The sequence below is a fragment of the Rhodocytophaga aerolata genome, assembly GCF_030503435.1.
Classification (GTDB): Bacteria; Bacteroidota; Bacteroidia; order Cytophagales; family 172606-1; genus Rhodocytophaga; species Rhodocytophaga aerolata.
This window is the reverse complement of sequence record NZ_JAUKPO010000070.1, coordinates 1-11,904: the sequence shown is the minus strand read 5'-3', so window position 1 is coordinate 11,904 and position 11,904 is coordinate 1. Positions and strand designations below refer to the sequence as shown.

At 37.8% G+C, this 11,904-nt stretch carries 5 protein-coding genes; all 5 read left to right on the top strand.

All coding sequences use genetic code 11. From position 1 onward, the window contains the following. The first annotated feature begins 330 nt into the window (after nucleotides 1–330). The 5 genes from Q0590_RS35360 (at nucleotide 331) to Q0590_RS35340 (ending at nucleotide 11,404) form a co-directional block, all read left to right on the top strand. Nucleotides 331–1,245: a replication protein RepA gene (locus Q0590_RS35360; protein WP_302042402.1), complete on the top strand. Its 915-nt coding sequence runs from the start codon at nucleotides 331–333 to the stop codon at nucleotides 1,243–1,245. A gap of 989 nt (nucleotides 1,246–2,234) precedes the next feature. After that, nucleotides 2,235–3,083 carry a replication initiation protein gene (locus Q0590_RS35355; RefSeq protein ID WP_302042401.1) on the top strand — a complete coding sequence of 283 codons (849 nt, stop codon included), beginning with the start codon at nucleotides 2,235–2,237 and terminating at the stop codon, nucleotides 3,081–3,083. A 33-nt stretch (nucleotides 3,084–3,116) separates the two neighbouring features. Continuing rightward, nucleotides 3,117–3,338, top strand: a complete 222-nt coding sequence (locus tag Q0590_RS35350) for a hypothetical protein (protein WP_302042400.1) — start codon at nucleotides 3,117–3,119, stop codon at nucleotides 3,336–3,338. 49 nt (nucleotides 3,339–3,387) lie between these two features. Further along, entirely contained in the window at nucleotides 3,388–5,991 is a 2,604-nt protein-coding gene (locus Q0590_RS35345; RefSeq protein WP_302042399.1) for an NB-ARC domain-containing protein, read from the top strand. An 826-nt stretch (nucleotides 5,992–6,817) separates the two neighbouring features. After that, nucleotides 6,818–11,404 (top strand): SBBP repeat-containing protein, encoded by a 4,587-nt coding sequence (locus Q0590_RS35340; protein WP_302042398.1) that lies wholly within the window; start codon nucleotides 6,818–6,820, stop codon nucleotides 11,402–11,404. Nucleotides 11,405–11,904: the final 500 nt, after the last annotated feature.

Sequence of the window (11,904 nt, the reverse complement as noted above, 5' to 3'; positions counted from 1 at the left end):
ACAATCATTACAATCATTACAATCATTACAATCATTACAATCATTACAATCATTACAATCATTATTTTAGGTAAGTTACCGATTTTAAATCTTATAAACTTACTAGGTATAGTAGGTATTTTCAAGAAAGTAAATTATTTATCATGAAGATTTTTAAATTACAAGGGAGGAGGGAGGTTAACGTGCATAGAGTTAGGGTAATATTAAAAATAAACTGGATGTCGAACGGTAACATAAAAGTTTGGATAAGTAAGAAGTAGGTCTTTACTTTTTTATAGGTTTTTCGTTTATTTACTAAATCTTATAGATGTAATCCTCTAACCTAGGATCATGACAAACAGAGAGCAAAAAATAGTGAGGCAAGCATATGACAATGTAGTCTTACCTAGTGAACATAATGAACTGCTATTTCAGCATGCAGTTCTATGTCAGGTTTATCTTCCCTATCGGGATCCTGGTGTAGAAGTTGATAATTGGGTAAGACAGCAAGGCAAAGCATATTTTGCTATACAATCAACAAAAGTTTTCAACCCTCTCACTGAAAAATATGATAAACTTCTTGGTTTACCTTATGGACCTAAAGCTCGATTAATTCTCACTCATATAAATACTCTTGCACTACAACAACGTACCTCTAATATTGCAGTATCAGATACTTTGACTTCTTTTGTTAAATCTTTAGGCTTACCTAATAATGGATATCAAATAGATGCAATTAAGAATCAACTAGGTAGATTGGCTGCATCTATGATTTCAATTGCCTTTGCTGTGGAAGAACAAAGAGCAGTGCAAGTCAACAGTACAATTATCAAAGGTTTCGATTTATGGTTTCCTAAAGATGCTAATCAGAAAGTTTTATGGGATGGAAACATAATGCTTTCTGAAGATTACTTCTCTTCATTGATGAATCATGCAGTACCTTTGGATGGAAGGCACTTAGCGGTATTAGCAAATAATGCGATGGCTATAGATATTTATACTTGGCTAGCTCAAAGATTGCATAGAGTACCTTTACAAAAGAAGGAGTTTGTTTCATGGAATGGGTTAAAAGAACAATTTGGTGAAGGTTTTTCTAGAATGGATAACTTCAAAAAGAACTTCAGGTCTACTCTACGGCTTGTACTCACTCAATATAACTCTGCAAAAATTGAAGAAGATATAAACAAAGGATTTTATTTGTTGACTAGTCCACCTCCCATACCTGCAAAAATATATCAGATACCCAAGTTTAATGAAAGAAATTAAGAGATAAGTAGATAACTCGTGACAACGACAGTTTAGCAGGGATACACATCGTGTATCCCTTTTTTAATTACGTAACCCCGAGGTTACGACAGTTTAGCAGGAGAAATAGATTATTATTTCAACGACAGTTTAGCAGGAGTCAATGTATTTTTATCTGCAAAATGAAAAATAAGCTTTATCTGATAAATAATAGCCCACACATCCATCTTTTTCATAGAATCTACGCCTAAGCAAGAATAAACAACGACAGTTTAGCAGGAGTTAAAGCCTGCATGGTCAGCATTAGAGCTATTCTAAGCCCAGAACGACAGTTTAGCAGGAGTTGTGAGTGAGATTTTGAACATGGATTTAATTTTAGAGAATATCTTATTCTTTAGCACCTCTTCAACGACAGTTTAGCAGGATGATTTTTTTTAGCAACGACAGTTTAGCAGGAGTAAAATTTCAATTTTAATGTGTAGGTAACTATGTGGAAAACTAAGTTATCCACAACAGTTTAGCAGGAGATGAACGACAGTTTAGCAGGTTAGCCAACGACAGTTTTGTAGGAATTGAACGACAGTTTAGCAGGCCAAACCTATAATACTATAAAAACCTTTAATTATTACCGTTATTAACAAAAAAAATGTGGATAACTGCATATTGGGGGGCTGCACCCCCCAAACCCCCGCGAGGAATGGTGCAAACAAGCAATCATGACTTGAACCAGAAAAAAATATTTCCGTACTTCCCTTTGCAAACGAGCAAAAGCTCACCGGTTGGCACCTCCGAATAAGTGCAAAGTACCATTTACTAATACGATTACCCATGATAGGAGAGGAGTTTGACTCACACTCGCCCGTAAGACCTATGGACGAGAACGAAATCATACACTCTTTCAAATAGCTAAACTACTTACCTTATGACTAACACATGCTAAAATCTTTCTGTCCTTTTCTTGATTGAGACAATCAAAAACGAGTAATTTGGTGTAAACCTAATCCACTTTTATGCTCAGAGAAACTCCTGTAAAACCAACTTCAAGGCAATTAAAGTCTTTCAAATTGCCGATTGAAGATATTCAAATACCCTTATTTGATACACCCATGCCCCATACAACTGCAGTAAAAGCAGGTCCTGTAAAGCCGATAAGGGAGGGGAGAGCTAATGTGCCAGCTCAAAACATCGGTGCTGAGCAGATAGAGGAACTGAATGATGTGATCATGGCTCAGTACAATATGTCACTTTATGAGAGAAGAATCTTCATCAAGGTTTTAGAGCTACTGCCAGAAAGTATCACCCATCCTGCAGGAGTGGCATTGTTTGAACCTCTCATCATCGATGCGAGAGAGATTATTGCCGACAGCAACCTGAAAGGAGAGTCTGCTTTCAGTGAACTGCAGAAGGCTACCATGAGCATGATCCAACATGTTTGCAGAATTGCAGAAAAAGACGGTCTGCTGCAGACAGGCTTGATTTCTTCAGCCAAGTACCTAACCGGAAAAGGGCAGATCCGGATTCACATTGATCCTGCCCTGCATCCCTATTTGCTGCGTGTAAAAAAGCATTTTTCAGGCGAGCAACTGCAGTCGCTGATCAAGTTTAAAAGCTATTACAGCCAGTGTTTTTATGAATGGTTCTCTAAGTCGGCTAAAAGCGAAAAAATTATTTATATATCTCTATATGCCCTGCGTACCATGCTACGCATAGAAGAGCAAGAGTATGAACGCTACTATGATCTGAAGCGCTTTGTCATTGGCCAGGCTGGGAAGGAATTGAAAGGCACTCCGTTTGAGTTTACCTTTAAAGAAAAACGTTCAGGCCGCAAAGTAATCGGCTTACAGTTTTATTTAACATAATAACTATCTACAAACTAGATCAATTGGAAAACTATGGGAGCAGAGGGGAAAAAATATAAGGTGATTGCTAAAGTTGATAACAAGGACTTTGTCCGCTATCATGTCAATGACCTTGTAAAATTTACTGCATTTTTAGATACTCAGTTTCCTAAATGGCGGTGGTTTAATGTGTACCGCTATACCAAAGAGGGTAATGGCGAGCAACTGCAGAGTTTTACCTCTAAAAGCAGGCCTGATAACAAATCTATAATTTGATTAAAAAATAAACTTTTTACTATATCGGGCTATTGTTGAATTCTATACTATGATTTTACCAATCAATCGAATGTGGGAGCGCGTTGAGACAGCAAAAGATGATTCAGATATGGCTTTATTCATGAATCTTATGTACATGGGTGAACAATTAGTGAAGATTCTTGCTGCTGGACTTATAGCTTGTGTAATTGAGGACAAGCAAAGACATAAATATGGCCAAATATATAGATTAGTAAGAGCTGATGGTATTGGAGAATGGAGTGTAGTAATAGATGAAATTTTAACGGGTCCTACTTCTCAATACTTGATTCCTGAAGCACATCAAGCTCAACTTGAACTCACTCAACGATTATCAGCCGGTTCTTGGCAGTATGATGCAGTTTCTCTTTTACATGATTGTTTAAGAGAATTAGATGATAGCTTGCCAGCTTTATCTGTGAAAGCAGCTTTAAGAACATGGTTTTCTAGTTTTGCTCATTTAAGAAATAAAACAAGGGGACATGGTGCGTTACAAACACATACATGCAGTAAATTGTGTATCAAATTATACGATTCGATAAAGCTAATAAGTGAGAATTTCTGCCTCTTTAAAAATACTTGGGCATATCTGTACCGCAATCTTTCAGGAAAGTATCGAGTGACTTACTTAAGTGAAAAGAAAGAAGTTTTTGACTATTTAAAAACAAGTAAAAACGAAAGCTTGAATAATGGTGTATATATTTATCTAAATAAGCCAATTGAAGTTGAATTAGTATTTTCAGAGCCTGAGGCAAATGATTTTATGTTTCCTAACGGTAATTTCAATGGAAAAACTTTTGAAGTACTATCATATATTACAGATACAAAAGAATCTATAAACGCTACACCCTATTTAGTTCCTGCAGGTGAATTACCTCCCAGTGAAACTCAAGGAATAGGTAAATTAGATTTAATTGGTGGGTGTTTTAGTAATCTTCCCAATGTACAAAGCCATTATATTCAAAGGCTGGATTTGGAAAAGCAATTATTCAATATATTAACTAATGATAGACATCCAGTAGTAACACTTACTGGGAGAGGAGGTATAGGCAAAACTACCCTAGCACTATCAGTCTTAGATCAAATTTGCAAAAAATCCCAATTCAACCTAGTGCTTTGGTTTAGTGCAAGAGATATAGATTTGCTTTTAGAAGGAGCAAAGCCGGTAAAGCCACAAGTACTAACAGAGCATGACATAGCTCAAGAATTCGTTAATCTCATAGAGCCTAAAGAAGCAAATGAAAAAGGCTTTAAACCAAAAACATTTATGGAAAAGGAACTTACAAAAAGTTCTTTAGGGCCAATACTTATCATATTAGATAATTTTGAAACAGTAAAATCTCCTGCTGAATTGTTCCAATGGCTGGATACTTATATACGTTTACCAAACAAAATTCTTATCACTACAAGATTCAGAGAATTCAAAGGAGATTATCCAATAGAGGTGAAAGGAATGACAGAGCTTGAATTTAGAAAATTAGTTGATTCAACTATACAAATTTTGAATATTCCAAGACATTTAATTACTGATGAATACTTAGATGAACTCTATGGGGAGTCTGATGGCCACCCGTATGTTGTGAAAATATTGTTGGGTGAAGTTGCCAAAGCTGGAAGAATAGAAAAAATAGAACGAATTGTTGCAAGTAAAGAAGAAATTTTAACTGCCCTGTTTGAAAGAACTTATATTGGTATTAGTCCTGCCGCAAAGAGGATATTTTTAACTTTATGCAATTGGCGTTCCACAGTTCCACAAGTGGCTATTGAAGCAGTTTTAATGAGAAGTGATAATCAGCGAATGGATGTAGAGGATGCATTAGAAGAATTAGCCCGTTCTTCTTTTATTGAAATAACTCAATCAGAGAAGGATTCTATGTTATTTATTTCTGTCCCGTTATCTGCATCAATCTTTGGAGCTCGCAAACTTAGTGTCAGTCCTATGAAGACCTCTATTCAGGCAGACACAAATCTTCTACAAGCCTTCGGAGCTGGTCAACATACTACCACTCAAAAAGGTGTCGAACCAAGAATAAATAGCTTTTTCAAAAACATAGCCAAGAAGATCAGTTCAGGTAAAGAAAACTTAGATAAATATATTTCAATCCTAGAATTTATCTGTAGGAAATATCCCATAGCGTGGATAACATTATCCTCTTTATATGAAGAAGAATTTGAATTTGAAAGAGCAAAAGAAGCTATACAGAACTTCATTGAAGCAGCTGATGATGAGAAAAAAATAGAAGGGTGGCACAGATTTACTTATCTCTGTATCTTAACAAATGATTGGCAAGGAGTGGTACATGCGTATGCCGAAGTTTCTGAGTTTCCTAATATAACCCTTTCGCAAATTAGGGGCTATGTTAATCAATTGATGAGAATTTTTAAACAATTTGGTGATCAGATTGGCATACCAGAAAAAGAAATCTTAATACAAAGGTTTGCAGATAATATATCTAAACGATTAGAATTTGGAAAAGGCGATAGCGATGATTATTCACGTTTAGCTTGGCTATATATCCATCTAAATGATAGAAAAAAAGCAAGAGAAATTGTAAAGAATGTGTTAAATAACGATCCTGAACATTACCACAGCTTGAGTCTTGCAAAAAAATTAGGCATTTACAGTGATGGTTAGCCAATATCAATATTTATAAAAGTTATAGTAAAAAAGAACTGCATAGAATATTTTCTGTAAAAGAATGTCTAATTCTGAATAGCAAGTGCTGCTTCAACCGACATAAGTTTTTGATTTTAGAACTCCATATATAGTAGATACAAGTAAAAACCTTAAGACCAATTTGTTCCTTAAGTTTTCGTAACACATGAATGAAAATTAGTTTAACATCTTTGGTTACGATAACTCTGCCTTTAAAGTAACTTCACCATCTTTTGATCAAGATGCACTTCCTGCAAAAGCAGCCATATTGGCAGCAGTTACAAAAAGTGGTTACAAAAAACAAAGTTTACTTAGCTAATTTTCATGAGTTTTTGTAACCAATAATTCTATACATCACTTCATTTGTAAAAAATGGCTGTGCGCTTTATGTTTCCCTTAAATTGTTTAACAGCCTAGATCGGTCTAACCTTAAAATGGAGTTTCTTTTTATGATAAATAGCTTGCCTTTTAGGATCAAATTAGACTTACTCAAAAGACTTATCTGTAAAGATAATTTGCACAAATAATCCCTATTTGTATCAGCCAAGCCATAAAAATACCTGGAAATGGGTATTGACAGGTGTATGTACCTGCTGTACATTTGCACACTACACTTTTGTTAAGCTATCCATAATTTTTTGCTGACATCCTGTTTTAAGTATTCACCAGCCTTAGAACCATAAATATTCTACTCTTTTATACTTATTGACGCTACACATTTCAAGTTATTGAAGTGTATGTACGACGATTCTCTTACTTGAAAGTAAAAATACTACAGATCTACCTAACTTATAACTTAGCTTTTATGTCAAAACATTTACTTATCCAATTACAAAAACAAAAACAGAAACTTGCAATAATTACAATTGTCAGGCTACACTGTTTAGTATACTTCTTTATTATTGGCTGCCTGTTTTCTACTACCGTAATACCTGTAAGAGCCCAGGTATCGGAGGAATGGGCAAAACGCTACTCCCGTTCCTTAACCTATGAGGCAGTAACCGCTACGGATATGGCCCTGGATGCTCAAGGAAATGTGTTTGTTGTTGGTAGTAGTGGTTCAGATGTAGTTACTGTTAAATATAGTCAAGATGGCGTGCAGCAATGGATCAAACGATTCGATGAGGCAAATAATGGCTATAGTGTTGCAGGGCTCATAGCAGTAGATAAGGGAGGCAATGTCTATGTAACTGCCACGACGCCTTACAATGATTATATATATTATAGTGATAATATTACAACAGTCAAATATACAACCGACGGATCAGAGGTTTGGCGCGGGGGGTACTATTTTGATTATGGTGCTTCACCAAAAGATATGGTGGTAGATGCTACCGGAAATGTGTATATAATAGGCACCCAGGATGGAGGCAAGTATGCTATCGTAAATAACGCATATACTTATAAATTGAATGCTACCGGAACTTTTGCCTGGATACGATATTCTACATCAGGAATTCATTACGATCAATTTACTCTTGCAGCCATTACCGTAGATAACTCCGGAAATGTCTATGTAGCAGGAGTAGGCACAGGTGATTATAGCGATTACGAAGAATTTAATAATGAACCTAGTAGTGACCTGATCACTACAAAATACAATGCAAATGGCGATATATTGTGGAAAAGCCGCTATAATAGCCCAAATAATGGACAGGATGGTGCATCCGATATTGCTGTTGATGCAAGTGGGAATGTATTTGTTATAGGAGGCAGTAACGGAGATTATATCACGGTTAAATATAATATAAATGGCATGCAGCAATGGGTAAAAACCTACAACAATACGCTTTATAATGGAAATGATTATGCCGTAGCTACTGCATTGGATGCATTGGGAAACCTGTATGTAACAGGTAGTAGTGAGGGTGGCAATACCGGTATGGATTACGCTACTTTAAAATATACGACCAGTGGCGTACAGCAGTGGGTCAGCCGTTATAACCATACGAGTAACGGGGCAGACAACCCTATACATATAGTGGTGGATGGAAGCGGGAATGCGTATGTAGTAGGCATTAGCACTGATAATACGACAAACTATGCTACAATAAAATATAACGCTAATGGCATACAGCAATGGGTAACTAGGTACAATACTTCAAATCCAAATAGCTCTCATCATCCCTTGGGTATAGGAATAGACGGAAATGGAAATGTCTATATTGCCGGGAACAGTGTTGATAGTGGTATCAAATCAACAACAATTAAATATAATTCGAACGGCAGTGAGCAGTGGGTCAAAAAACTGGAAAAGGTTACCTTAGAACTTGAAGATGATAAAGCTACGGCTATGGTAGTAGATGGCAGTGGAAATGTTTATATAACCGGTAGTACCATTGGAAGGGGTACTAGAGCTGATTTTACGACAATTAAATACAGCCCTAATGGTGCAGAACTTTGGACAAAGCACTACTCAGCTGCCGGAGACGATTATGCCACTGCTATCGCGGTAGATGCTAGTGGCAATGTATATGTGACAGGAAGTAGTTTTGCTTGCCCTGAGAACTATTACCCATGTGAATATAATACATCGTATGACTATTATTCTAACTATACAACAGTGAAGTATAGCCCCGAAGGAATAGAGCAGTGGGTAAAGCAATATGACAGTGATTCTTATTTTAATGACCAGGCCACTAGTATTGCCATTGATGGAAGCGGTAATATATATGTAACTGGCAGCGCATATGGCGCTAATAGTAGTACAATATCAGAAGACTTTGGTACCATAAAGTATGCTCCAGACGGAACAGAACTATGGGTACAGAGATACCATAACCAGTTTTCTGATGGAAGTAATGATAAAGCTACTGGTATTGCCATAGATGTACAAGGAGAAGTTTATGTAATAGGAACCAGCAATGGAGGAGGCATGGGTCAAGACTTTGCGACGGCCAAGTACAGCTCAGATGGTAGGCTACTTTGGTCTAGAATCTATAATGGACCAGGAAATGGAGATGATCAGCCAGTGAGTATAAAAGTAGATGCAAGTGGCAGTGTATATGTGGCCGGCAGCAGTGCAGGCAGTGGAACAGGGCAAGATTATGCGCTGGTAAAATATGCTACAAGCGGAACGCAATCTTGGGTGAAACGCTACCATAATGGCATCTATGACTTAGCTAAAGGCCTAGCCGTAGATGGGTGTGGTGGGGTTTACCTTACTGGAGTCAGCCGCAATAGCAATAATGGGCTTGTTTATCGGACACTTAAATACAATACGGCAGGCACCATGCAGTGGATCAAAAGCTATGGAGATGGCTCTTATCCTGGAGTACACGAAAATGTGGCCATTGCCATAGATGCTGCTTGTAATGTGTACATAGGTGGAAGCGATAACCTGACAACGAAGGCAAGATATGTGATCACCAAATACAGCAGCACAGGTACCCAGCTTTGGCAACATTCTCATCAGAGTGGAGCAAACAGCAAGGATCAGGCCGTAGCCATAGCTGTGAACGGCACTGGCAATATCTATGTAGCTGGCACCAGTAAAGTGGATATAGCCGGTTCTTATACAGATTATCTAACCCTAAAACTCAACCAAAATCAAAGCTCGCTGCCTGTTCCATGGAAAAATGGGGACATTGGTACGGTTGCTCTGACAGGAAGTGCTAGTTATACAAATGGTGTATTCACCGTAAAAAGTGGAGGTTTTGACTTCTACAAAGCCCCAGACTCCTTTCATTACCTCTATCAACCCTTCACTGGCAATGCGACCATTGTAGCAAAGGTAGAAAGTATGGGAAACACGAATGCTAATGCCCTGGCTGGGCTGATGATCCGGGAAGATCTGACAGCGACTTCTTCTTTTGTAGCAGTAGCCACAAATCCTTCAAATACGAACTTTATGTACCGGCAAGGAGCCGGAACACCAGGCTATAAATCGGTTCCGGGAACAGCTCCGCGCTGGATCAAGCTGTCCCGCAATGGCAACAACTTTACTTCTTTCTATTCTGCAGATGGGGTAAGCTGGATGCAGATCGGAACCATTACGATCACTATGGGCAGTAATATTTATGTGGGTATGGCACTTACCTCACAAAACAACACGCTGCTCAATACAGCTACTTTCTCTAATGTGTCTGTCGGCACAACGCCTACAGCACCCACCTGTACAGCCAGTGGTACCATTCTTCGGGAGTATTGGGCCAATGTCACAGGTAGTGCTGTGTCTGCGATTCCGGTGAATACGGCACCTTCAAGCTCCACACAGCTTTCTTCCTTTGAAGCGCCTTCAAGTGTAGGAGATAACTATGGACAGCGGATCAGAGGCTATATCTGTCCACCCGCCACAGGTAATTATACATTCTATATAGCTTCTGATGATTACTCTGAACTATGGCTGAGTTTAACAGACAATCCTGCGGCTAAACAAAAGATAGCCTCTGTCACTGGCTGGACTAGTAGCCGACAGTGGACCAAGTTTGCTAGCCAGAAATCGGTTGCTATTTACTTAGAAATAGGCAAGAAGTATTATATTGAAGCCTTGCACAAAGAATCGACAGGTGGCGACAACCTGGCTGTGGCATGGCAAATACCAGCTAGCTCAACGATCACCCTTATTCCAGGCAGTGTACTTTCGCCATTTATACCTACAACACCCACTTGTAGCGCCAGTGGCACTATCTTACGGGAATACTGGGGAAATGTGACAGGTACAACAGTTGGGACAATACCTGTAAGTACAAAACCTACCTCAACCACACAGCTTTCTTCTTTTGAGGCTCCAACCAATATTGGCGATAACTATGGACAGCGGATCAGAGGCTATATATGCCCGCCGGTTACTGGCAGCTATACCTTTTACATTGCTTCAGATGATCATTCAGAACTCTGGCTAAGCTCTACTGATAATCCAGCTACTAAACAGAAAATAGCCTCTGTTACCGGCTATACCTCTTCCAGGCAGTGGACCAAATTTGCTTCTCAAAAGTCATTAAGTATATACCTGGAAAAAGATAAGCGGTATTATGTAGAAGCCCTGCATAAGGAAGGAGCAGGAGGAGATAACTTAGCCGTAGCTTGGCAAACACCTATCTTAAGTACTATTACTGTTATCCCAGGTAGTGTATTGTCACCGGTTGCTAGTACAACAGCCAAAGTTGCCAGTGAAGAGCAGAGTACGCAGACTTTGTTGGTTTCAGCGGTATACCCTAACCCTTTTGATAATAAACTCACTCTAACTGTAAAGGATCTCGAAGGAAAAATTCGTATTTCGTTACTAGATATAGTAGGAAAGCAATATTATCAAAAAGAATATCAGATCAGCTTAGAACAGACAGAACTTGAAATAGATTTCATTTCTATAAACCTTAAAGCAGGCTTGCATCTACTTAAGCTGGAAACAGAAACCGGACAAAGCAAGGTGTTCAAAGTATTTAAAAGATAATAATATAAGAGTATCAAAAACATCGTCTTTGAAAATACTTATCTTAGACGGTGTTTTTGATAGTAGCTTCCCTTTCTAGAAAGAAAGAGTCATTTATTACTATTTGATCCTAACAAAGCCCATAATTTAAAAACAACACAGATAGAAAATTTTCTAATCAAAAAGTCTGAATCGTATCCTATAATCCAGACTTATTAATTGATTCCCTATTTAGTAAATCATAAGCCATACAAAGAATAGTAGAGATAGTAGCAAGTAAATATTTGCAAGCATAAGACTCCCTACGCCCATTAAATGAAATACCATAAAAGGTATTTGTGTTGATTTAAGTAAATAAAGGATTGAATATAAAATTGGGACAAAGTGGGAAAAGATAGGTTTAAAAGATTATTTCCCCTCAAGCCCCTTTGCCTTTACTTAACATAATTTGACTTATTTAACTAATGGTCAATTCCTGAATTAGCTTTACACTAACTCTGTAAAGTGATGACTAAAAAGAA

Coding starts and splice junctions, on each gene's coding strand:
- Q0590_RS35360 (WP_302042402.1), top strand. CDS start 331: ATGACAAACAGAGAGCAAAAAATAGTGAGGCAAGCATATGACAATGTA.
- Q0590_RS35355 (WP_302042401.1), top strand. CDS start 2,235: ATGCTCAGAGAAACTCCTGTAAAACCAACTTCAAGGCAATTAAAGTCT.
- Q0590_RS35350 (WP_302042400.1), top strand. CDS start 3,117: ATGGGAGCAGAGGGGAAAAAATATAAGGTGATTGCTAAAGTTGATAAC.
- Q0590_RS35345 (WP_302042399.1), top strand. CDS start 3,388: ATGATTTTACCAATCAATCGAATGTGGGAGCGCGTTGAGACAGCAAAA.
- Q0590_RS35340 (WP_302042398.1), top strand. CDS start 6,818: ATGTCAAAACATTTACTTATCCAATTACAAAAACAAAAACAGAAACTT.